Annotated in this window: 21 protein-coding genes; 4 read left to right on the top strand and 17 right to left on the bottom strand. The window is 73.7% G+C overall.

Going from position 1 to position 21585, the window contains the following annotated elements; translation table 11 throughout:
• The first annotated feature begins 114 nt into the window (after positions 1–114).
• Complete coding sequence (locus tag NHG27_RS14665; protein WP_497016777.1) at positions 115–756, top strand: malonic semialdehyde reductase; 642 nt, start codon at positions 115–117, stop codon at positions 754–756.
• Between the two features lie 53 nt (positions 757–809).
• Here the strand turns inward: NHG27_RS14665 and NHG27_RS14670 are convergent, their stop codons facing one another.
• The 8 genes from NHG27_RS14670 to NHG27_RS14705 all read right to left on the bottom strand — a co-directional run bounded on the left by NHG27_RS14670 (position 810) and on the right by NHG27_RS14705 (position 8656).
• Positions 810–1664 carry a sulfurtransferase gene (locus NHG27_RS14670; RefSeq protein ID WP_497016778.1) on the bottom strand — a complete coding sequence of 285 codons (855 nt, stop codon included), beginning with the start codon at positions 1662–1664 and terminating at the stop codon, positions 810–812.
• Positions 1661–2221, bottom strand: a complete 561-nt coding sequence (gene rimI, locus NHG27_RS14675) for a ribosomal protein S18-alanine N-acetyltransferase (protein ID WP_497016779.1) — start codon at positions 2219–2221, stop codon at positions 1661–1663. The genes NHG27_RS14670 and rimI overlap by 4 nt, the downstream gene beginning before the upstream one ends.
• On the bottom strand, positions 2218–2952 hold the full coding sequence (gene tsaB / locus NHG27_RS14680; RefSeq protein ID WP_497016780.1) for a tRNA (adenosine(37)-N6)-threonylcarbamoyltransferase complex dimerization subunit type 1 TsaB: 735 nt from the start codon (positions 2950–2952) through the stop codon (positions 2218–2220). The genes rimI and tsaB overlap by 4 nt, the downstream gene beginning before the upstream one ends.
• Before the next feature lie 9 nt (positions 2953–2961).
• Positions 2962–3633, bottom strand: a complete 672-nt coding sequence (tsaE, locus tag NHG27_RS14685; protein ID WP_497016781.1) for a tRNA (adenosine(37)-N6)-threonylcarbamoyltransferase complex ATPase subunit type 1 TsaE — start codon at positions 3631–3633, stop codon at positions 2962–2964.
• Positions 3630–4943, bottom strand: coding sequence for an alanine racemase (gene alr, locus NHG27_RS14690; protein WP_497016791.1), 1314 nt, complete (start codon positions 4941–4943; stop codon positions 3630–3632). Before alr ends, tsaE begins: the two co-directional genes overlap by 4 nt.
• Before the next feature lie 143 nt (positions 4944–5086).
• Positions 5087–6088: a pseudouridine synthase gene (locus tag NHG27_RS14695; RefSeq protein WP_497016782.1), complete on the bottom strand. Its 1002-nt coding sequence runs from the start codon at positions 6086–6088 to the stop codon at positions 5087–5089.
• A 58-nt stretch (positions 6089–6146) separates the two neighbouring features.
• Positions 6147–6974 (bottom strand): nucleoside/nucleotide kinase family protein, encoded by an 828-nt coding sequence (locus tag NHG27_RS14700; RefSeq protein ID WP_497016783.1) that lies wholly within the window; start codon positions 6972–6974, stop codon positions 6147–6149.
• Positions 6971–8656 (bottom strand): NAD(P)H-hydrate dehydratase, encoded by a 1686-nt coding sequence (locus NHG27_RS14705; protein WP_497016784.1) that lies wholly within the window; start codon positions 8654–8656, stop codon positions 6971–6973. Before NHG27_RS14705 ends, NHG27_RS14700 begins: the two co-directional genes overlap by 4 nt.
• Positions 8657–8766: 110 nt before the next feature.
• Between NHG27_RS14705 and NHG27_RS14710 the strand changes: the two genes are divergently transcribed.
• The gene (locus NHG27_RS14710; RefSeq protein WP_497016785.1) at positions 8767–9819 is read left to right on the top strand and encodes an LLM class F420-dependent oxidoreductase; all 1053 of its coding nucleotides are present in this window, start codon (positions 8767–8769) and stop codon (positions 9817–9819) included.
• Between the two features lie 119 nt (positions 9820–9938).
• Here the strand turns inward: NHG27_RS14710 and NHG27_RS14715 are convergent, their stop codons facing one another.
• Together NHG27_RS14715 and glmS are read right to left on the bottom strand one after the other, a co-directional pair.
• A complete protein-coding gene (locus tag NHG27_RS14715; RefSeq protein WP_193718695.1) occupies positions 9939–10289 on the bottom strand; it encodes a holo-ACP synthase in 351 nt (116 codons plus the stop codon).
• A 210-nt stretch (positions 10290–10499) separates the two neighbouring features.
• Positions 10500–12365, bottom strand: coding sequence for a glutamine--fructose-6-phosphate transaminase (isomerizing) (gene glmS, locus NHG27_RS14720; protein ID WP_193718694.1), 1866 nt, complete (start codon positions 12363–12365; stop codon positions 10500–10502).
• Positions 12366–12570: 205 nt separating this feature from the next.
• On the opposite strand from glmS, the gene coaA reads away from it, so the two are divergent.
• Positions 12571–13518, top strand: coding sequence for a type I pantothenate kinase (coaA, locus tag NHG27_RS14725; RefSeq protein WP_193718806.1), 948 nt, complete (start codon positions 12571–12573; stop codon positions 13516–13518).
• 28 nt (positions 13519–13546) lie between these two features.
• Here the strand turns inward: coaA and NHG27_RS14730 are convergent, their stop codons facing one another.
• The 7 genes from NHG27_RS14730 to NHG27_RS14760 all read right to left on the bottom strand — a co-directional run bounded on the left by NHG27_RS14730 (position 13547) and on the right by NHG27_RS14760 (position 20860).
• Entirely contained in the window at positions 13547–14290 is a 744-nt protein-coding gene (locus NHG27_RS14730; protein WP_497016786.1) for a DedA family protein, read from the bottom strand.
• A 288-nt stretch (positions 14291–14578) separates the two neighbouring features.
• Complete coding sequence (locus NHG27_RS14735; protein WP_407671826.1) at positions 14579–15265, bottom strand: peptide deformylase; 687 nt, start codon at positions 15263–15265, stop codon at positions 14579–14581.
• Positions 15262–16626 (bottom strand): phosphoglucosamine mutase, encoded by a 1365-nt coding sequence (gene glmM / locus NHG27_RS14740; RefSeq protein WP_497016787.1) that lies wholly within the window; start codon positions 16624–16626, stop codon positions 15262–15264. Before glmM ends, NHG27_RS14735 begins: the two co-directional genes overlap by 4 nt.
• A gap of 152 nt (positions 16627–16778) precedes the next feature.
• On the bottom strand, positions 16779–17267 hold the full coding sequence (gene rpsI / locus NHG27_RS14745; protein ID WP_138825522.1) for a 30S ribosomal protein S9: 489 nt from the start codon (positions 17265–17267) through the stop codon (positions 16779–16781).
• Between the two features lie 46 nt (positions 17268–17313).
• The gene (gene rplM / locus NHG27_RS14750; protein WP_030151909.1) at positions 17314–17757 is read right to left on the bottom strand and encodes a 50S ribosomal protein L13; all 444 of its coding nucleotides are present in this window, start codon (positions 17755–17757) and stop codon (positions 17314–17316) included.
• Between the two features lie 267 nt (positions 17758–18024).
• The gene (gene trhO / locus NHG27_RS14755) at positions 18025–18984 is read right to left on the bottom strand and encodes an oxygen-dependent tRNA uridine(34) hydroxylase TrhO (protein ID WP_497016788.1); all 960 of its coding nucleotides are present in this window, start codon (positions 18982–18984) and stop codon (positions 18025–18027) included.
• Between the two features lie 157 nt (positions 18985–19141).
• A complete protein-coding gene (locus NHG27_RS14760; RefSeq protein WP_497016789.1) occupies positions 19142–20860 on the bottom strand; it encodes an ATP-binding cassette domain-containing protein in 1719 nt (572 codons plus the stop codon).
• A gap of 228 nt (positions 20861–21088) precedes the next feature.
• On the opposite strand from NHG27_RS14760, the gene NHG27_RS14765 reads away from it, so the two are divergent.
• The gene (locus tag NHG27_RS14765; RefSeq protein WP_193718689.1) at positions 21089–21487 is read left to right on the top strand and encodes a DUF5709 domain-containing protein; all 399 of its coding nucleotides are present in this window, start codon (positions 21089–21091) and stop codon (positions 21485–21487) included.
• Positions 21488–21585 lie beyond the last annotated feature (98 nt).

Genomic DNA, 21585 nt, shown 5'->3' on the forward strand with positions numbered 1-21585 from the left:
CTGGTGCTCCGGCCCCGCCTCGGCCGGGTGCCCACGGGGGCGTCCGACCAGGATGTGTCGCACGTCACGGCCTCGCTGGGAAGAGCGATTGATCTTTCAACTGTTGATCTCCGCATGAGCACTGAGACCTTCACCCCCATCGACGCCGCCTTCGACGACCTGCTCGAGATCGACGCCTCGACCGCCGACCTCCTGTTCCGCGAGGCCCGCACCGTGCACGCGTTCGAGGACGAGGACGTGCCCGACGAGAAGATCCAGGCCGCCTACGACCTGGTCCGCTGGGGCCCGACCGCCATGAACACCGTGCCGCTGCGCCTCCTCGTGGTCCGCGACCCCGAGGCCCGTGCGCGCCTCGTCGAGCACATGGCCGACGGCAACAAGGCCAAGACCTTGGCCGCGCCGCTGACCATCGTCGCCGCGGCCGACCCCAACTTCCACGAGTTCCTCCCGGTCCTCGCCCCGCACATGGAGGGCGCCAAGGAGAACTTCGAGGCCGCCGGCGAGGAGACGCGCCTGGGCATGTCCCGCACGTCCGCGCTGATCCAGGTCGGCTACTTCATCGTGGGCCTGCGGGCCGCCGGTCTGCACGTCGGTCCCATGGGCGGGTTCGACGCCGCGGGCATCGACGCCGAGTTCTTCGGCGAGAACGGCTGGAAGTCGCTCGTCGTCATCAACGTCGGCACCCCGGCCGGCGAGGGCGCGACCTACCCGCGCCAGACCCGCCTCACGTTCGACCAGGCGTCGCAGACGCTCTGACACCTACGGCCGCGGTCTCCCCGCGGCCGAGCACGACCCCGAGACCCGTCCGGTCAGGCCCCCGTGGCCACCGGGCGGGTCTCGTCGTTCGACCACTGCGACCACGATCCCGCGTACAGCGCGGCATCGACGCCGATCGTCGCGAGGGCGGCGACCTCGTGCGCCGCCGTGACCCCCGAGCCGCAGTACACCCCGACCTGCTGCGCGCCGTCGGAGCGCACCCCGAGCGCCGCGAACCGCTCGCGCAGCGCCGTCTCGTCGAGGAAGTGCCCGTCGGGCCCCAGGTTGCCGGTCGTGGGCGCGCTCACCGCGCCGGGCACGTGCCCCGCACGCGGGTCGACGGGCTCGACCTCCCCTCGGAAGCGCTCGCCCGCCCGGGCGTCCAGCAGCAGCCCGCCGCCCGACGTCGCCAGGTGCGCCGCGTCGTCGGGCGTGAGCGTGGGGAGCCCGCCCGGCGACAGCACGACGTCCCCCGGGACCGGGACGACGTCTCCCGCCTCGAGGGGGAAGCCCGCGCCGGTCCAGGCGTCGATCCCGCCGTCGAGCAGCCGGACGTCCGTGAGCCCCGCCCACCGCAGGAGCCACCAGGCGCGCGCGGCCGACGTGGCCCCGACCGCGTCGTACGCGACGACGCGAGAGCCGGAGCGCACTCCCCAGCGGCGCGCGGCCGCCTGGAGGTCGGCGAGGTCCGGCAGGGGGTGCCGCCCACGCGCGGGCGACGGCGGCCCGGCGAGCTCGGTCTCGAGGTCCACGAACACCGCGCCGGGCAGGTGACCCGCGAGGTACCGCTCGTGCCCGTCGCTCACGCCCAGGGCCCAGCGCACGTCGAGCAGGACCACGTCCCCGCCCGCTGCGAGCTCGTCGTGCAGCGCGCGCGCCGGGACGAGCACCGCGTCGCGAGCGCTCACGCGACGCCCGGCTCGTGGGGTAGGGTGCCGGCCGCGGGGCCGGTGGCCACGGCGTCCTCGGCTGCGGAGTCGTCCGTCAGCTCCAGGCGCATGGTGTACGCGTCCACGTCCTCGGGCTGGTAGTACCGCTTGCGGATGCCGAGCTGCTCGAACCCGAACTTGCCGTACATGGCCAGCGCCGCGTCGTTGTCGACCGCGACCTCGAGCAGGACCGCGCTCGCCCCGACCTGGCGCGAACGGTCGATCAACGCCGTCAGCAGCACCGACCCGATCCCCAGGTGGTGGTACCGCGGGTCCACGCCGATCGTCATGATCTGCGTGACCTCGCCGTCGAACCACAGCCCCGCGTACCCGACGAGCTCCTGCGGGCCCGCGGCGTAGATCCGGACGGGCTCGGCAGCGACGTACCACCGGCCCAGGGCCCCCAGCTCGTCGGCGAGCATGCCGTACGTCCAGGCGCTCGGGCCGAACAGCTCCTGCTCGAGGCGCACGACGCGCGGCAGGTCCGCCGCGCGCAGCGGCCGCAGCTTGACCTCGTAGTGCGCGTGCGCGCTCACGCCCCGCCCGCCTTCCGGCTCGGGGCCGGGGGCGCGTCGGTCGCGCGCTTGCGGGCCGCGGGCTCCTGCACGTCGGGACGGCGCAGGTACAGCGGCTCGGTGGGCTGCTCGACGCCCGCGTCCCGGCGCGCGATCGCGAGCCGAGCCATGACCGTCGCGTCCGGCACGAGGGGCGCGTCCTCGGCGAGCGGCAGGTGCTCGGGGTACAGCGCCGCGCCCTCCCCCACGACCACGGCCCCCTCCGCCTGGTCGCTCAGCCCCGCCGCCGGGCCCACGTCCGGGCCCGCGAGGAGCTCGACGACCGGCGTCGCGTGCGGCCCCTCGTGCGCGACCACCCGGTAGCGCGCCCAGTAGACCTCTCGGCGGCGTGCGTCAGCCGTCGCGAGGACCTCGTCACCCGGCGTGAGGCCCAGGTCGCTCACGGCCTGCGCCGCGATCGCGTCGAGCCCCGAGACGCCGAGCGCGGGGATGCCGAGCGCGAGCGCGAGCGTCCGCGCGGTCACGAGCCCGACGCGCAGCCCCGTGAACGGGGCCGGCCCCGTGCCGGCGACGACCGCGGTCAGCGCGGAACGGTCCACGCCGGCCTCGGCGAGCACCTCGCTGACGAGCGGGGCCAGGGTCTCGGCGTGCCGACGGCGCTCGTCCGCCGTGCGCACAGCGAGCCGTTCACCGCCGTCCCCGACGAGGGCGACCGCGACGGCGGCTGACGTATCGAGCGCGAGAACTGCCACGGTCCCAGCCTACTTTTCCGCGGCCGGGTTCGCGGCCAGGTCCTGCGCGCCCGGTCCGCCGTCGCCCAGGTCGGCTGCGGAGCCCGCCGCGGACGACGTGACCGCCGCACGCAGCGCGGAGGCGGCACGGTCGAAGTCGGCCCACCGGTCGCCCAGCGCCCGCACCGTCACACGCCGGACACCCGCCTCGGGTGACTCGAGGTCGTCCCGGGCGGAGGCGTCGGCAGGCTGCTCGGCCTCGCCCGCGCCGTCGCGGTCGCCCGCGCCGCCGACCGTGGGTGCGTTGCCGCGCGGGCGCTCGATCGTGATCTCGAGCCGGTCCTCCGCGAGCGACTCGACGAGGTCCTGCCCCCACTCCACGACCGTGACCGACTCGTCGAGGCTCGCGTCGAGGTCCAGCGCCTCGACCTCGTCGAGCGACCCGAGCCGGTAGGCGTCGACGTGGACCAGGTACGGGCCGTCCGCGAGCGGCGGGTGGACGCGGGCGATGATGAACGTCGGCGACGCCACCTGACCACGGATCCCCAGTCCCGCGCCGATCCCCTGCGTCAGGGTCGTCTTGCCCGCGCCCAGGTCGCCCGTGAGCATCACGAGGTCGCCCGCGCGCAGCTCGCGCGCCAGCGCGAGACCGAACGCGCGGGTCGCGTCCGCGTCCGGCAGGTCGAAGGTCAGGTCGGTCATGACAGCCACTCCTGGTCGTGGTCTCGGTGGTCGTGGGGTGCGGCGGGGCCGGCGTGCCCGCGGGAGCCCGTCCCGCCCGAGGTTCCCGGAGCGCCCGGGGCGGGCTCCGCCGTCGGGCCGTCGGACGGACCGCCGACGTAGACGCGCGGGACGCGTGCCCCCAGCCTCGTCGTGATCTCGTAGCTGATGGTCCCGGCGGCCTGCGCCCAGTCCTCGGCGGTCGGTGCCCCGCCGCGCGCGAGCCCCGCTCCCGGGCCGAACAGCGTCACCACGTCGCCCGCCTGCTCGGCGGCGTACGGGCCCAGGTCCAGCACGAACTGGTCCATGCAGACGCGGCCCGCGACGTGCAGGACCCGGCCCGTGCCGTCGATCCCGCCCGCCTCGTCGATCGGGCCGCCGACCAGCACCGGTCCCCCGGGCCGCTCGGGCAGCGCGCCCGACGCGTGCCGCGGGATGCCGTCGGCATAGCCCAGGGGGACCACACCGAGGATCGTCGACCCGGGCGTCGTGTAGGCGTGCGCGTACGACACGCCCTGCCCCTCCGGGACGTGCTTGACGGTCGCGAGCTCGGCCTCGAGCGTCATGGCCGGGGTCAGGCCGTAGCGGTCGGGCGAGCCGAGCTGCGGCACGGGCGACAGTCCGTAGACCGCGAGGCCGGGACGCACCAGGTCGTAGTGCACGCGTGGGTTCGTGAGCGTCGCGGCGGAGTTCGCGAGGTGCCGCACCTCGAACCGGGCGCCGGCGGCCTCCGACGTGCGGACCGCCTCGTCGAAGACCTCTGCCTGGTGACGGACCGTGGGGTGGTCCGGCTCGTCGGCGAACGCGAAGTGCGACCAGACCCCGACCACGCGCAGCACGCCCTCGGCCTCGGCACGCAGCGCGGCGTCGAGCGCGGCGGGAAGCTGGTCGGGCAGGATCCCGTTGCGCCCCAGTCCCGTGTCGACCTTGAGGTGGACGCGAGCCGGTCGGCCGGCGGCACGGGCCGCGGCGGCGGCCTCCTCGATCGCCCACGGAGAGGCCACCGAGACGTCCACGTCGGCCTCGACGAGCGCCTGGAGCGGCGCCCCCGGGGCGTAGAGCCACGTGAGGATGCGCGCCTGCTCCGGGCCGATGCCGGCCGCGCGCAGCGCGAGGGCCTCGGAGACCTGGGCCGTGCCCAGCCACGTCGCGCCGCCCGCGAGCGCCGCCCGGGCGCTCGGCAGCAGCCCGTGGCCGTACGCGTCGGCCTTGACGACGGCCATGACCTGGGCCGAGCCGGCGTGGTCCGCGAGGGACTCGACGTTGGAGCGGATCGCGCCCAGGTCGATCACCGCGCGGGCCGGGTAGTAGTCGCCGGGGCGCCGACCTGCCGCGGATCCGTGCGCGGCGTCGGCTGAGTATCCGTGCGTGGGGTCGCTGAAGGGGCTCACGGTCACCGATTCTCTCACCCGCGCCCCCGGGGAGGGGCTCGGGTCTAGGTCCACTCCTGGAGCGGCCTGGTCGTCTCGAAGCGTCGTGGCCTGCCGCTGAGGGGGTCGACGAACTCGATCGAGCGGGAGACGAGCTGGAGCGGGCGGCTGAAGTCGCCGGGCCGCACGTCGTAGAACGTCGGGTAGAAGTTGTCGTGCAGGATCGGCAGGCCCAGCGAGTTCATGTGCAGCCGCAGCTGGTGCGTCTTGCCCGTGTGCGGCGTCAGGCGGTAGAGGCCCAGCTGCCCCGAGGGGCCCGCGCCGTCGCGCGCACCGGGCGCCGCCTCGCGCGTGGCCACGAGCTCGACGAGGCTCTCGGAGTTGGGTTCGCCGGGTACCTCGAAGGCACGCATGACGCCGCGCTCCTTGTGGATGCGGCTGCGCACCACGCGCGGCAGCCCGAGCCCGGGGTCGACCCCGGCCACCGCCTCGTAGACCTTGGTCACGCGTCGCTCGGCGAACAGCGTCTGGTACGGACCGCGGACCTCTGGTCGTACGGTCAGCACGAGCACCCCGGCCGTGACGCGGTCGAGCCGGTGGGCGGGCGAGAGCTCGGGCAGGTCGAGGTCCCGGCGCAGCCGCACGAGCGCCGACTCCGCGATGAACGCACCGCGCGGGATGCTCGCGAGGAAGTGCGGCTTGTCGACCACGAGCAGGTCGTCGTCCTGGTGCAGGATCTCGATCTCGAAAGGTACGCGCGTCTCGACGGGCGGGTCCCGGTACAGGAACACGCGAGCGTGCCGCACGAAGGGCGTGCCCGCGTCCACGGGTCGTCCCAGGTGGTCGACGACCTCGCCTGCGGCGACCTTCTCGCGCAGGCGTGCCTCGTCGTCCGGGAAGCGGTGGACCAGGTGGTCCAGGACGGTCTCCCAGCGCGGCGACCCCTCGCTGCCGTCCCCGTTCTCCGGCAGGACGACCCGCGTCGCGTTGAGCCCGTCCCGGACGGGCAGGGGCTGGAACGGGATGCGCCGACGGCGCGGCGGGACGTGAGGGGCGGAGGTCGGCACGGCGTCCACGGTAGCCGCTGCTCCTGGGCGGGCGGCCGCCGGCGCGGCGTCCCGGGGCTCAGGGACGCACGACGACGTCGGCCCGGTCCCGCGTCGAGGCGACCAGCCGGGCGTTGGTCTCGTCGGAGCCCAGGACCCAGGCACGCGCCGCAGCGGGGGCCCTGCCGTGGCGGACGTGCCGGGCGACCAGGCGCTCGACGCGGGTCTCGTCCGGGAGGTCGACGAACCAGACCTCGTCGAGGAGTCCCTGGACGGGGCTCCACCGCCCGTGGTCGTGCTCGTCACCGAGCAGGAGGTAGTTGCCCTCGGTCAGCACGAGCTCGACCTCGGGGGCGACGGGGACCGCCCCCGCGACGGGTTCCTCGAGGTCCCGGTCGAACGTCGGTGCGTAGACCGTGACGCCCGGTCGCGGGCGCCGCAGGCGCTCGAGCAGCGCGACGTAGCCGTGCGCGTCGAACGTGTCGGGCGCGCCCTTGCGGTCGCGGCGGCCCAGTCGTCCGAGCTCTGGGTCCGCGAGGTGGAACCCGTCCATGGGCACGACGGCGGCGCGCACACCGTCGACCGTCGCGTCGGCGGGCCGCGGCGCGGGGCGCCGCCCCGTGGCCGCGTCGGCAGAGGGTCGTGCGCCGTCTTCCGCGAGCGCCGCCAGGACGGCCGCGGCGAGCGTCGACTTGCCGGCTCCGGGGGCCCCGGCGATCCCGACGAGCACCCGGGGTGCGCCGTGGGGCCCTGTGGCCCGCCGGGCCGCGTCGACGAGTCCCCGGCACCGCGCCACGAGGACGGCGGTGGCGTCCCCGTCGACCACGACCTGGTCCCGCGCGATCCGTGCGTGCGTCGTGCTCGGCCTCTCGGACCTCGCGTGCCCCTCGGCGGCCTGCGCGCTCACGGGTGGCGGGCCGGTCCGTCACCGTGGGCGACCCGCCCGCGCAGCAGCTCCGCGACCACCCCGGGCAGCGCCCCGGCCACGTCCAGCGCCGCGACGGGCCCGCCGGGGTTCGCCCGTGCGCCTGCCAGGCCGTGGACCGTGGCGGCCGCTGCAGCGACCTCGGCGGCGAGGCCGGGCTCCTGCACCACGCGGTCCCCGTACGCCGCCAGCAGTGCCCCCAGGAGCCCCGTGAGGACGTCCCCCGCGCCGGCCGTCGCGAGCCATGCGGGCCCGTCGGCCTGCGACCACGCCCCGTCCGGGCCGACGATCACGGTCGCGGATCCCTTGAGGAGCACGGTCGCGCCCGTGAGCTCGTGCGCCCTGCGCGCCCAGCGCAGCGGCTCGGCCTCGACGGCGGCCCGGTCGACGTCCTCCCCGCGCGCCCCCAGGAGGGTCGCGAGCTCGCCCGCGTGCGGGGTCAGGACCACCCAGGGCGGGCAACGGTCGGGCAGCAGCGACAGGGCACCCGCGTCGACCACGGCCGGCACCCCCCGCCCCGCGTGCGAGCCGCCCTCCGCCCGCGGCTCGCCGCACGCCGCCGCGAGCGCGGACCGGATGCGTCCGTGCTGCCCGGCGTCCGCGGACCCGGCGTCCCCCGGCCCGCCGCCGTCCCCCACGCCCGGGACACCGGAGCCGAGCGCCCAGGCCTGCACCCTGCCCTCGGCGGGCACGGCCTCGGGGCGCGCCGAGACGACGACGCGCGCGACGTCGTCGGGCCCGCCGTAGCGGACCATGCCCGCGCCCGCCCGGACCGCGGCCGTGACGGCGAGCACCGCGGCCCCCGGGAACGTGGGCGTGCCCGCGACGACGCCCAGGACGCCGCGCGTGTACTTCTGGTCGGCCGGACCGGGGACCGGCCACCGCCGGGCCACGTCGGCAGGCTCGAGGCGGCGCACCGCCGGGCCCTCGAGCGCGGCCAGCCCCACGTCGACGAGCATCACGCGGCCCGCGAGGTGCGCAGCGGGGGGCAGCAGCAGGCCGGGCTTGACCGCGCCGAACGTGACCGTCCGGTCCGCGGGCAGCACGGGTCCGGGCACCGAGCCGTCGTCCACACCGATGCCGCTCGGGGTGTCGACCGCGACGACCCACGGACGCCCCGCCCCCGCCTGCTCCCCCCGGGACCGCACCGCCAACCCGCCCGCGAGGGCCGCGACCAGCTCACCCGCCACGCCGCGCAGCGCCCCCTCCGCACCGATCCCGACCAGACCGTCCAGGACCACGTCCGCCCCGAGGACCTCCCGCACGACGCGCGACCAGCGCGCCGAACCGTCGGGCCCCTCCGGGTCGGCGAGGCCCAGGTCGGCGACGTTCACGACCCGCCCGCCCGCGCGACGCAGCGCGGCCACCCCCTCGGCATGGGGGCGACCGGTCGTGCACACGGCCTGCACCGCGACCCCGCGCCGGGCCAGGTGAGCCCCCGCGAACAGCGTGTCACCCCCGTTGTTGCCCGACCCCACGAGGAGCACCGCGCGCCTGCCGGTCACGCGCCGGGGCGTCGCTGCGCCGTCGGGCCCCGCTCCCCGCAGGTCCCGTGCCGTGATCGCCGCGAGCGCGAACGCCGCACGGCCCATGAGCGGGACCCCCTGCGCGAGCAGGGGCTCCTCGGCGGCGCGGACCTGGGCGGCGGTGAACGCTTCGATCATGGGGCCATGATGCCGCGCCCCGGCGCGTCACGCCCCGCCGCGACCCGTCGGGACCGACCGCGGCGGCCCCTTCCGACGCGCCCCCGGCACGCCGGGCTAGATTGGCGCCCATGCGATTCGGACTCTTCATCCCGCAAGGCTGGCGTCAGGACCTCGTCGGCATCGACCCCTCCGAGCAGTGGGAGACCATGCGCTCGCTCGCGCGGCACGCGGACACCGCGCTCGCCGGCGAACGCCACCCGGGCTCGCGCCACGCGTGGGAGTCGGCCTGGGTGTACGACCACTTCCACACCGTCCCGGAACCCACGGGCGAGGCCACGCACGAGGCCTGGACCCTCATGGCCGCGTTCGCCGCGTCGACCGAGCGCGTGCGCCTGGGCCAGATGTGCACGTGCATCGCCTACCGCAACCCGGCCTACCTCGCGAAGGTCGCGACGACCGTCGACATCGTCAGCGGCGGCCGCGCAGAGATGGGCATCGGCGCCGGCTGGTACGAGCACGAGTGGCGTGCCTACGGCTACGGCTTCCCCGGCGCGGGCGACCGGCTCGGCGCGCTCGACGAGGGCGTGCAGGTCATGGAGCAGATGTGGCGCACCGGCTCGGCGACCCTCGACGGCCGGTACTTCCAGGTCGACGGCGCGCTGTGCCACCCGCAGCCGCTCCAGGTGCTCGACGGCGTGGGCCCCGACGGCGCCACCGCCCCCAGCATCCCGCTGTGGATCGCGGGCGGCGGCGAGAAGAAGACCCTGCGCATCGCGGCGCGCCACGCGCAGTACACGAACTTCGACGGCCGGCTCGAGGGCTTCACGCGCAAGTCGGAGATCCTGCGGGGGCACTGCGAGGACGTCGGGCGCCCGTTCGAGGACATCACGCGCTCGTCCAACTACAACGTCGTCATCGGCGCGACCGAGGCCGACGTCGAGGACCGCCTGCGCTGGATCGGCGAGCACTACGCCAAGACGGTCCCGGCGAAGGCCGAGGAGACCGTCGCCGACTTCCGCTCGGGCCCGCTCGTGGGCACGCCCGAGCAGATCGTCGAGAACCTCCAGAAGCTCGAGGGCGCGGGCATGACCTACGCGATCACGTACTTCGCCGAGGCCGCGTACGACCGCAGCGGGATCGAGCTGTTCGAGCGCGAGGTCGTGCCTGCGCTGCAGGGCTGACCGCTCCGCCGGCTCGGTGCCTGCGGGGCCGTGCCGGTGCCGAGCACGAGGTTGCGGTCGTCCTGACGTCGAGAACGACCGCAACCTCGTGCTCGACGGCCGCTCACGGCCACGAGCCCTCAGCCCTCCGCGACCACCATGGCCGACGCGATCCCCGCGTCGTGCGAGATCGACAGGTGGAACCGCGCGATGCCCAGCTCGGTCGCGCGCGCCTGGACCGTCCCCGAGATCTCGACCTGAGGCGCTCCCCCGACGACCCGGTGGACCGTCGCGTCCTGCCAGCGCATGCCGCCGGGTGCACCGAGCGCCTTCGCGATGGCCTCCTTGGCGGCGAACCGGGCCGCGAGCGACGACGCCGGCAGGTCCCGCTCGGCCGGAGTGAACAGCTTCTCCCGCAGGCGCGGCGTCCGCTCGAGCGTGTCCATGAACCGCGCGACGTCCACCACGTCGATACCCACCCCGATGATCATGCGCTCACCCTATGTCTCGGGGCCCCTCCGACGACGCCGGCCCTGCCCTCGGCGCACGGTCCGGTCCCCGACCGCGCCCAACGCCCACGCCCACGCACGCGGGCCGCGGCAGCGGCAGCAGAGCCCGAGCCGCAGCCGCAGCCGCAGCCGTGACGACGGAAGCCCACCGCGCCGAGGCGCGGTGGGCTTCCGGGAGGCAGGGACGAGCGACTACTCGACCGTGACCGACTTCGCGAGGTTGCGCGGCTGGTCGACGTCGAGCCCCTTGGCCGTGGCGAGGGCCATCGCGAAGATCTGCAGCGGGACGACCGCGAGCAGCGGCGACATGAGGGTGGGCGACTGCGGGATCCAGAAGATCTCGTCGGCGTAGGGCAGCACCGCGTCGTCGCCGTCCTCGGCGATCACGAGGGTCCGCGCGCCGCGCGCACGGATCTCCTGGATGTTGGAGACGACCTTGGAGTGCAGCGAGTCGCGCCCGCGCGGCGACGGCACCACGACGAAGACCGGCTGGCCCTCGTCGATGAGCGCGATGGGGCCGTGCTTGAGCTCGCCCGCGGCGAAGCCCTCGGCGTGGATGTACGCGAGCTCCTTGAGCTTGAGAGCGCCCTCGAGCGCGACCGGGAACCCGACGTGGCGTCCCAGGAAGAGGACGGACGTGGCGTCCTTCATGGAGCGGGCCACGGCGCTCACGTACTCGCCGCGCTCGATCACGGTCTGGATCTTGCGGGGCATCTCGCGCAGGTCGTCGAGGATCTCGCGGATCTCGTCGGGGAACTTGTTCCCGCGCAGCTGGGCGAGGTACAGACCCAGGAGGTAGGCCGCGGTGATCTGCGAGAGGAACGCCTTGGTCGAGGCGACGGCGATCTCGGGGCCGGCGTGGGTGTACAGGACGGCGTCGGACTCGCGCGGGATGGTGGACCCGTGCGTGTTGACGATCGAGATGACCTTGGCGCCCTGCTCGCGAGCGTGCCGCACGGCCATGAGGGTGTCCATGGTCTCGCCGGACTGCGTGACGGCCACGACGAGGGTCTTCTCGTCGACGATCGGGTCGCGGTAGCGGAACTCGTGCGCGAGCTCGACCTCGACGGGGATGCGGCACCAGTGCTCGATCGCGTACTTGGCGACGTGCCCCGAGTAGGCGGCCGTGCCGCACGCGACGACGATGATCTTGTCGACGGTCCGCAGCACGGCCTCGTCGATCCGCAGGTCGTCGAGGACCAGGCGGCCGTCGGCGTCGGTGCGCCCGAGCAGGGTGTCGCCCACGGCGTGCGGCTGGTCGTGGATCTCCTTGTCCATGAAGGACGAGAACCCGCCCTTCTCGGCCGCGGCGGCGTCCCAGTCGACCGTGAAGCGCGTGGCCTCGGCGGGGTTGCCGTGGAAGTCGGTGACCTCGACGGTGTCCGGGGTGATGGTGACGATCTGGTCCTGGCCGAGCTCGAGGGCGTCCTTGGTCGACGCGATGAACGCGGCGACGTCCGAGCCGAGGAAGTTCTCGCCCTCGCCGAGCCCGACGACGAGCGGCGAGTCGTGCCGTGCGCCGACCACGGTGGTCGGGTCGTCCGCGTGGACCGCGAGCAGGGTGAACGTCCCCTCGAGCTGGCGGGCGACGTAGGCCATGGCCTCGGTGAGGTTCCCGGTGCGCCGGTAGGCGCGGGCGAGGAGCTGCGCGGCGACCTCGGTGTCGGTCTCGGAGAGGAACGTGGCGCCGTCGGCGAGCAGCTCCTCCTTGAGGACGGCGAAGTTCTCGACGATCCCGTTGTGGATCACGGCGAGCCGGCCGTCGTCCGCGAGGTGCGGGTGGGCGTTGGTGTCGTTCGGCGCGCCGTGGGTCGCCCAACGGGTGTGCCCGATCGCCGCGGTGGCCGCGGGCAGCGGCCGGGCCTGGAGCTCGTCGACGAGCTTGACGAGCTTGCCGGACTTCTTGGCCGTCGCGACGGTGCTCTGGTCGGGCGCGACGAGCGCGACCCCGGCCGAGTCGTAGCCGCGGTACTCGAGCCTTCCGAGTCCTTCGAGGACGACGTCGAGGGGTCGCCCCGACGCTTCTGAGGGGCCTGCGTAACCCACGATTCCACACATGGTCTCGGAGTCTAGCCGGACGTCCTGGGGCCTTCGCAGCCGCGACATCTCGCGGTTCTTTGTTAGCGGTCCAGCGTCTTCGTGTTCACGGTGCGCCCCGGAGTCCGGCAGAATCGTCCGAGTGGTTCCTTCCTCCGACCTGCCCGTCCCTCCGCTCGAGGGTTCCCCTGCGAGCGGCCAGGACGCCGCGCCCGGCTCCGGACGCCTGCCCGATCTCGCGCCGACGTCGCCCTACGTCGACCTGGACCGTGCGGCGTGGAGCAAGCTCTCCGAGTCGACGCCTCTGCCGCTGACGGACGCCGACGTCGTCAAGCTGCGCGGGTTGGGCGACCCGATCGACCTGGCGGAGGTGGACGCGATCTACCGGCCGATCTCGCGGCTGCTGAACCTGTACGTCACCGCGACGAGCGGCCTGCACGAGGCCACGTCGACGTTCCTGCGGGAGAACTCGACGCGCACGCCGTACGTGATCGGGGTCGCGGGGTCGGTCGCCGTGGGCAAGTCGACGACGTCCCGGGTCCTGCGCGAGATGCTCGCCCGCTGGCCGGAGACACCGCGCGTCGAGCTCATCACGACCGACGGTTTCCTCTACCCGAACGCCGAGCTCGCGCGCCGCGGGCTCATGGAGCGCAAGGGCTTCCCCGAGTCGTACGACCGGCGTGCGCTCATCCGCTTCCTGTCGCGGGTCAAGGCCGGCGCGCCCGAGGTCCGCAGCCCGGTCTACGACCACCTGACCTATGACATCGTCCCGGGTGCCGAGACGGTCGTCCGCAAGCCGGACGTCCTGATCGTCGAGGGGCTCAACGTCCTCCAGCCGGCGCGGCCCGGCCCGTCGGACGAGTCCACGGTCGCGGTGAGCGACTTCTTCGACTTCTCGATCTACGTCGACGCGCGCACGCGCAACATCCGCCAGTGGTACGTGGACCGCTTCCTGTCGCTGCGGCGGACGGCGTTCGCGCGCCCCGAGTCGTACTTCAAGCGCTACGCGACGCTGACCGACGAGGAGGCCGTCGAGAAGGCGAAGTCGATCTGGGACTCGATCAACGCGCCGAACCTCGAGCAGAACATCCTGCCGACCCGCGGGCGCGCGACGCTGGTGCTCACGAAGGGGTCGGACCACTCGGTCCAGCGCGCGCGCCTGCGCAAGGTCTGACCCTTGCCGCGGGCGGCGCTGCGGGGGGTCAGCAGGCGCGGCGGACCGCGTCCTCGTCGTCGTCGAGGCCCGACGACGTCGCGACCGACCGGTCGGCCGACCCGCCGTGGAGGGGGGTCGCCACGGCGGCGTCGCGGGCTGCCTCCCGTGCGCGGCGGCGGCGCGCCATGCTGTTCATCACGCGGTCGACGACCACGCCGGACAGAACGCCCATGAACACGCCGATCACCATGGCGAGGAGCGGCTGGTGCCCCAGCCACTGCGCGGCGACGAGGCCGATGATCACCGAGTAGACCGCCCAGGTGGCGGCGGCGATCCCGGAGTAGGCCATGAAGCGGCGACGGGGGTACCCGACGGCGCCCGCGGTCATGTTGACCGCGACGCGGCCGATCGGGACGTAGCGGGCCGCGAGGATGAACGCGGCACCGCGCGCCTTGAGCGCCTGGTCTGCCCAGGCGACGGCCTTGCGCCCCCGCACGGTCCGCAGGAAGCGGAAGCGTTCGGTCCCGACCGTGCGACCCAGCGCGTAGGCGATCTGGTCCCCCGTCCAGGCTCCGAGCGCGGCGATCACCAGGACGAGCACGAGGTTCGGGTTGCCCGACGCGCTGGCGGCGACGGCGAGCGTGATGACCACGGACTCGCTGGGGATCGGCGGGAAGAACCCGTCGATCGTCGCGAAGGCGTACAGGGCGGGGTAGATCCAGGCGGACGCCGCGAGAGCGAGGACCCAGGTCTCCAGGTTCTCCAGGAAGGTCGAAACGGCCTCGATCACGGGTCCTCTGTTCGTCGGCTGGTGGGGCGAGCCAGGCTGGTCACAGACGTCGGTGGACGCCTGTGACCAGCCTACGGATACGGAGGCCCGACACCATCGGGGAAACCCCCCAGTCTGCCCTGATGTCGACCCCCACCTTCCGAGGACGATTCTGCCGGACGCAGCGGCCCGGCACGTCATCCTCCGGAGGGAGATCCACCTGGAGAGAGGTCCCCCGCAGGGATGCTGTGACGTCCTGCGCGCGACGGGCGGTCGCGTGCCCGCGCACCCGCCGGTCGTGCGGGGCGGTCAGGGCAGCCGGAACCCCAGCGCTTCCGCGGCCCCCGAGGGGTCCGGCGTGCTGCCCCAGTACCGCATCATGTTGTCGTTCGACGCAAGCGAGCGGACCTCGGCGTGGTCGAGGTACAGCTCGCCGCGCAGGTGGTCCGTCTCGTGCTGGACGATGCGCGCGGGCCATCCCGTGAGGACCTCGTCGACGGGTGCGCCGTGCTCGTCCTGCGCCGTGAGGCGCACGGTCCGTGGCCGGGCGACGACGGCCTGCCAGCCGCTCACGCTCAGGCAGCCCTCGAAGAACGCGCGCCGCTCGTCGCCCACGGGCTCGTAGGTCGGGTTGACCAGGACCCGGAACGGCACGGGGTGCCGCTCCCGCAGGTCTGCGTCCTCGGGGTCCGCGACCCCGGGGTCCTGGACCACGGCGACCGCCAGACCGAGGCCGATCTGCGGGGCCGCGAGCCCGACGCCGGGCGCGGCGTGCATGGTGCGGCGCATCGCCTCGACGAGCGCGGGGAACAGGTCTCCGAGCTGGCCCGTGTAGGGCGCCGCGACAGCCCGCAGGACGGGGTGGCCTGCCTGGACGATCGGGAGCACGCCGTCCTCGTACCGGGCGAGGTGGGCCGCGACCTGGTCCTTCAGGCCCTGGTCGACGGGTCCGGCGTGACCGGCCCCCGTCCCCAGGTCGACGGGGCCGGTCGTCACAGGGCGAGCCTGGCGCGCACGACCTGCGCGAGCGACTCTGCGACGGCGTCGGCCGTGGTCTGCGTCGCGGCCTCGACCATGACCCGGACGAGGGGCTCGGTGCCCGACGAGCGCAGGACGACCCGCCCCGTCTCCCCGAGCTGCTCCTCGGCCGCTGCGACGGCGGCCTGGAGGGCCTCGTCGGTCGCGGTCCGAGCCTTGTCGACGCCGCGCACGTTGAGGAGCGTCTGCGGCAGCTTGGGCACGGCACCGGCGAGGTCGGACAGCTTGGCGCCGGACTCCTGGATGCGCGAGGCGAGCTGGAGCGCGGTCAGCACCCCGTCGCCCGTCGTCGCGAACTGGGACAGGATGATGTGGCCGGACTGCTCGCCACCGAGCGTGTACCCCTTGGCGCGCATCTCCTCGAGCACGTAGCGGTCCCCCACGGCCGTCTGGACCGTGCGGATACCGGCCTCGCGCATCGCGAGGATGAGCCCCAGGTTGCTCATCACGGTCACGACGAGCGTGTCGTCGGCGAGGCGGCCCTTGTCCTTCTCGGCGAGGGCCAGGACGCCCATGATCTGGTCGCCGTCGACGAGCACGCCGCGGTGGTCGACCGCGATGCAGCGGTCCGCGTCACCGTCGAACGCGACGCCGAAGTCCGCCTCGGAGGCGACCACGACGGCCTGGAGCTGCTCGGGGTGGTTGGACCCGCACTTCTCGTTGATGTTGCGCCCGTCGGGGCTCGCGTTCATGACGACGACGTCTGCTCCCGCTGCGCGCAGCGCGGCCGGTCCCACGTCGCTCGCGGCCCCGTTCGCACAGTCGACGGCGATCCGCAGCCCGGAGAGCGGCAGGGCGTCCCCCGTGGCGCCGATGCTCGCGATGAGGTGCTCGACGTAGTCGGCCCCCGCGCTCCCGGTGTCGCGGCGCACGCGGCCGACCTCGGCCCCGAGCGGCCGGTCCCACTCGGCGTGGAGCTGGCGCTCCATCTCGTCCTCGAGCGAGTCCTCGAGCTTGATGCCTCCGCGCGCGAGGAACTTGATGCCGTTGTCCGCCATCGGGTTGTGCGACGCGGAGATCATGACCCCGAAGTCCACGTCGAGCGTGCTCGTGAGGAACGCGACCGCGGGGGTGGGCAGGACACCGACGTCGAGCACGTTCACGCCCGCGCTCGCGAGACCTGCCGTCACGGCGGCCCCCAGGAACTCGCCCGAGGCCCGGGGGTCGCGGCCGATCACGGCGCGCGGCCGGTGCCCGTCAGGTTGTCCCGTGCGTCCCAGCACGTTCGCAGCAGCCACGCCCAGGCCGAGCGCGAGCTCGGCCGTGACGTCTCTGTTCGCCAGCCCCCGCACCCCGTCGGTGCCGAACAGTCGTCCCATGAGTTTCCTCCCTCAACGGGACGGTACAGGCACCAGGGCCTGTCCCGCCCCCGCTGCGAGCAGACCGGTCCGGTCGCTCGTCAGCATCCCTGACAAAAGACGACGGCCCCGGTGGACTGTGTCCACCGGGGCCGTCGTTCGCAAGCGCTGGATCAGCGCTTGGAGTACTGCGGAGCCTTGCGGGCCTTCTTGAGCCCGGCCTTCTTGCGCTCGACGACGCGAGCGTCGCGGGTCAGGAAGCCGGCCTTCTTGAGCGCCGGGCGGTTGTGCTCGGCGTCGATCTCGTTCAGCGCACGGGCGATGCCGAGGCGCAGGGCGCCGGCCTGGCCGGAGGTGCCACCACCGTTGATGCGGGCGATGACGTCGAAGCGACCCTCGACGTCGACCAGCTTCAGCGGGGAGTTGACGAGTTGCTGGTGCACCTTGTTGGGGAAGTACCCCTCGAGGGTGCGGCCGTTGATCTTCCACTGGCCGGTGCCGGGCACCAGGCGCACGCGGGCGATGGCCTCCTTGCGACGGCCCAGGGCCTGCGCGGGGGCGGTGATGCTCTGGCCACGGCCCGTGGGGGCCGCGCTCTCAGAGGTGTAGTTGCTGGGGGTCTCTTCGTCCAGCACGTCGATGTCGACGGTGGTCTCGGCCACTGGTGTGTCCTCGCGTCCTAAGTTCTCGTCTACGAGCAGGCGGAGCCTACTGCGCGACCTGGGTGATCTCGAAAGTCTTCGGCTGCTGCGCGGCGTGCGGGTGCTCAGAGCCTGCGTAGACCTTGAGCTTGCCGAACTGAGCGCGGCCGAGCGAGGTCTTGGGGATCATGCCGCGGACGGCCTTCTCCACAGCACGCTCGGGGTGCTTCTCCAGCAGGTCGCTGTACGCGACCGCCCGAAGACCACCCGGGTAACCGGAGTGGGTGTATGCCAGCTTCTGCTCGCGCTTGTTGCCGGTCAGGGCAACCTTGCCGGCGTTGATGACGATGACGAAGTCACCGCCGTCGACGTGCGGAGCAAAGGTGGCCTTGTGCTTGCCACGGAGCAGGGTCGCCACGTGGGTGGCGAGACGGCCCAGGACGACGTCGGTCGCGTCGATGACGTACCAGTCACGCTGGACGTCGCCGGGCTTCGGGGTGTACGTACGCACGGTCGTAGCCTTCGTTTCGTGTCTTCGATGTCTTCGGCGCAGGAGCCTGCGTCCGACAAGTCGTTCGGCCTTCGGTTGACGGGTGTCCAGGTCACGGAGCGAGTGGGCGCACAGGTGACGAGATACCGAAGGGGAAGCACAACGACTCAACAGACTACCTGGACGGTCCGTGCAGGGTCAAAACATGCTGCGTCACACCCAGGGTGAGATCTCCCCGGGTGGGAGCAGCGTGCAGGACGGCGCACGCACGGGCGCCAGAGCGCCGATTCAGGCGGTTGCCCGGTGGTTGTCGTGGGAGAGGCCGGTCGACGCGCCTTCCCGAGGACGAGGATACGTGCCGGGGCGCAGGTCGGCACATGCGTCGCACTGGAGCGTGCGGGCCACGCCCGCGCAGTCGGCGCAGAACAGGCGGAGCGTCTGGCAGCCCGGGTCGACGCAGTTCTCGTACTTCGCGGTCGCGGCGCCGCACTCGCAGCACTCGCCGAGCGGGACGGTCTCGCTCCCGAACTCGACGTGCATGCGCTCGTCGAACACGTAGAGCGCCCCCTCCCACAGGCCCTCGTCGCCGAACGTCTCGCCGTAGCGCACGATCCCGCCGTCGAGCTGGTAGACCTCCTCGAAGCCGCGCGCGAGCATGAGCGAGGACAGGACCTCGCAGCGCACGCCTCCCGTGCAGTAGGTCACGACCGGCCGGCCCTTGAGGTCGTCGTACGCGCCCGAGTCGAGCTCGGCGACGAAGTCGCGCGTCGTCGTGACGTCGGGCACGACGGCGCCGCGGAACTTCCCGATCGCGGCCTCGAACGCGTTGCGGCCGTCGAAGAACACCACGTCGTCCCCGCGCTCGGCCACGAGCTCGTGCAGCGCCCCGGGGGCGAGCCGCACGCCGCTGTCGACCACGCCGTCCTCGTCGACCTTGAGCTCGTCGACGGCGCCGAAGCTCACGAGCTCGGGTCGCACCTTGACGGACAGGCGCGGGAAGTCGCGCCCCGTGCCGTCCGACCACTTGACGTCGATCCCCGCGAAGGGCGGGTACTGCCGGGTGGTCTTGACGTACTGCTTGAGGTTCTCGACCGTTCCCCCGAGCGTCGCGTTGATCCCGTGCTCGGAGACGATGACGCGGCCCGTCAGTCCCCACTGCTCCCCGAGGGAGCGTTGCCACATCTGCACCGCGCGCGGGTCGGCGAGCGGTGTGAAGGCGTAGAAGAGGACGATCTTGGGGACGGCCATTGCTCCATTTTAGGAGCCCGACGGCGTCGCGCAGGTCGTGCTACCGGCTCCCTGCGGGCCGTGTGGTCTTCCTCACCGCGGTCCCGGCGCCACCGTGAGCCGCAGGGCTGCGCCGGGGAGCCCGAGGGGCGACCGGCGCAGCCCGCCCGACGCCACGTCAGCGCTTGCGGACCACCCGTTCGACGTCCCACACGGGCTCGGGCGTCTCGACGACGCGCCCGTCCGAGCCGAACACGACGAACCGGTCGAAACCGCGGGCGAACCAGCGGTCGTGCGTGACCGCGAGCACCGTGCCCTCGAAGGCCGCGAGGCCCGCCTCGAGAGCCTCGGCGGAGTGCAGGTCGAGGTTGTCGGTGGGCTCGTCGAGCAGCAGCAGCGTCGCTCCCCCGAGCTCGAGCAGGAGGATCTGGAAGCGCGCCTGCTGCCCGCCGGACAGCGTCTCGAACCGTTGCTCGGCCTGCCCCACGAGCTCGTAGCGGTCGAGGGCCTTGCTCGCGGGCTCGCGCCCCATGCCGTCGCGCGCCCCGTCGCCGCGGTGCAGGATCTCGAGGAGCGTGCGCCCCTCGAACTCGGGGTGGGCGTGGTTCTGCGCGAACCAGCCGGGTCGCACGCGCGAGCCGAGCGCGGCCCGGCCCGTGTGGGCCACGGGCGGGACGACGGCGGCGTCTCCTGCCGTGCCTGCACCGCCTGCTGCGTTCTCGTGGACGGGCCGGTGCTCGACGTCCGGGTCCGACCCGCCCCGCGCGAGGAGCCGCATGAAGTGCGACTTGCCCGAGCCGTTGGAGCCCAGGATCGCGACGCGCTCGCCGAAGAAGACCTCGAGGTCGAAGGGCGCCATGAGCCCCGTGAGCTCGAGCTGCTCGCACGTCACGGCCCGCTTGGCGGTGCGCCCGCCCGTGAGGCGGACCTTGACGTTCTGCTCGTGCGCGAGGACCTGCGGCGGGCCGGCCTCCTCGAACTTGCGCAGGCGCGTCTGGGCGGCCTGGTAGCGGCTCGCGAGCCCGTCGTTGAAAGCGGCCTTGTTCTTGAGCGTGTTCACGAGGTCCTTGAGCTTGGCGTGCTCCTCCTCCCAGCGGCGCAGCAGCTCCTCGAGGCGGCTGCGCCGGTCGGCCCGCGCGTCGCCGTAGGTGCCGAACCCGCCGCCGTGGACCCAGATCGTGCCGCCCGCGGCCGTGGGCTCGACCGTCGCGACCTGGGTCGCGGTGCGGGCCAGGAGCTCGCGGTCGTGGCTGATGAACAGCACGGTCTTGGGCGAGGCCGCGAGCTTCTCCTCGAGCCAGCGCTTGGTCGGCACGTCGAGGTAGTTGTCGGGCTCGTCGAGGAGCAGGACCTCCTCGGGGCCGCGGAACAGGGCCGTGAGGACCAGGCGCTTCTGCTCGCCGCCCGACAGCGTGCGGACCTCCCGGAACTGCGCCTGCTCGAACGGGATCGACAGGACCTCGTCGGTGACCTTGTCCCACTCGGCCTCGGCCTCGTAGCCGCGTGCGTCGGCCCAGTCGGCGAGCGCCTGGGCGTAGCGCATCTGCGACGGGGTGTCGTCGACCGTCATGATGTCGAGCTCGGCCGCTGCGAGCTCGCGCGCGGCGTCCCGGACGGAGGGCTGGGCGAGGTCGACGAGCAGGTCCCGGACCGACCGGTCGTCGTCGATGCGGCCGACGAACTGGCGCATGACGCCGAGCCCGCCGGACCGGCCCACGGTGCCGCCGTGCGGGGCGAGGTCGCCCGCGACGATGCGCAGGAGCGTCGTCTTGCCGGCGCCGTTGGGTCCGACGAGCGCGACCTTGGCCCCGTCCGCGACGCGCAGGGTCGCCCCGGCCAGGAGGGGGCGCCCGTCGGGCAGGAAGTAGCTGATGTCGCTGATGTCGATGTGACCCACGGGTCCATCCTCCCTGCCCGGGGCCGTGGATGACGATTCCATTTCGCCGCGGACCCGTCCGGCGCCGGGGAGGGCGACCTGCCCGACGGCGCCACGCAGCCGGGTGCGACGGTGCGCCCGGGTGCGCTCCGTCGTCGGGCACGGGCGGTCTACCCGGGCGCAGCGCCCCGGGGTGTGAGGTGTGCCCGGTGGGCTGCGAGATCCGCGCGCCGGTGCCAGTGTGGAGACATGAGCGACGACACACCGGCAACCCGGACAGACCCCGCCCTCGGCACCGAGGGCGACTCCGACCAGCTCCAGCAGGACGACACGCTGGTAGACCGCGGGGTCGACGACGTCCTCGACGAGGGGTACGCCCCGCCCGAGCGCGCGCCGCTGACCTACGCCCACCCCGAACGGCTCGAGGAGGACGGCGAGTCGCTCGACCAGCGCCTCGCCGACGAGGAGCCCGAGACCTGGGAGGGCGACCCGCTCGACCGCCCCGACACCACGCGCTCGGGCCGGCTCGTGGCCGACTCCGACGCGCTCGACGGGCGCGTCAACGACACGTACGCCGACGACGCGGGGATCGACGGGGCAGCGGCGAGCGCCGAGGAGGCCGCGGTCCACATCGTCGAGGAGCCGTAGCGCCTAGGTGTACCCGGCCAGGAGGTTGGTTACAGCCTGCTGATCGGGGGTTGGCCGTCGAGGGCTTGGTGGCGACGGTGGGTGTTGTAGTGCTCGAT

The sequence above is a fragment of the Oerskovia sp. 140933 genome, from assembly GCF_059651515.1.

Coding starts and splice junctions, on each gene's coding strand:
- NHG27_RS14765 (WP_193718689.1), top strand. CDS start 21,089: ATGAGCGACGACACACCGGCAACCCGGACAGACCCCGCCCTCGGCACC.
- NHG27_RS14665 (WP_497016777.1), top strand. CDS start 115: ATGAGCACTGAGACCTTCACCCCCATCGACGCCGCCTTCGACGACCTG.
- NHG27_RS14705 (WP_497016784.1), bottom strand. CDS start 8,656: ATGATCGAAGCGTTCACCGCCGCCCAGGTCCGCGCCGCCGAGGAGCCC.
- glmM (WP_497016787.1), bottom strand. CDS start 16,626: ATGGGACGACTGTTCGGCACCGACGGGGTGCGGGGGCTGGCGAACAGA.
- tsaE (WP_497016781.1), bottom strand. CDS start 3,633: ATGACCGACCTGACCTTCGACCTGCCGGACGCGGACGCGACCCGCGCG.
- trhO (WP_497016788.1), bottom strand. CDS start 18,984: ATGGCCGTCCCCAAGATCGTCCTCTTCTACGCCTTCACACCGCTCGCC.
- NHG27_RS14715 (WP_193718695.1), bottom strand. CDS start 10,289: ATGATCATCGGGGTGGGTATCGACGTGGTGGACGTCGCGCGGTTCATG.
- glmS (WP_193718694.1), bottom strand. CDS start 12,365: ATGTGTGGAATCGTGGGTTACGCAGGCCCCTCAGAAGCGTCGGGGCGA.
- NHG27_RS14710 (WP_497016785.1), top strand. CDS start 8,767: ATGCGATTCGGACTCTTCATCCCGCAAGGCTGGCGTCAGGACCTCGTC.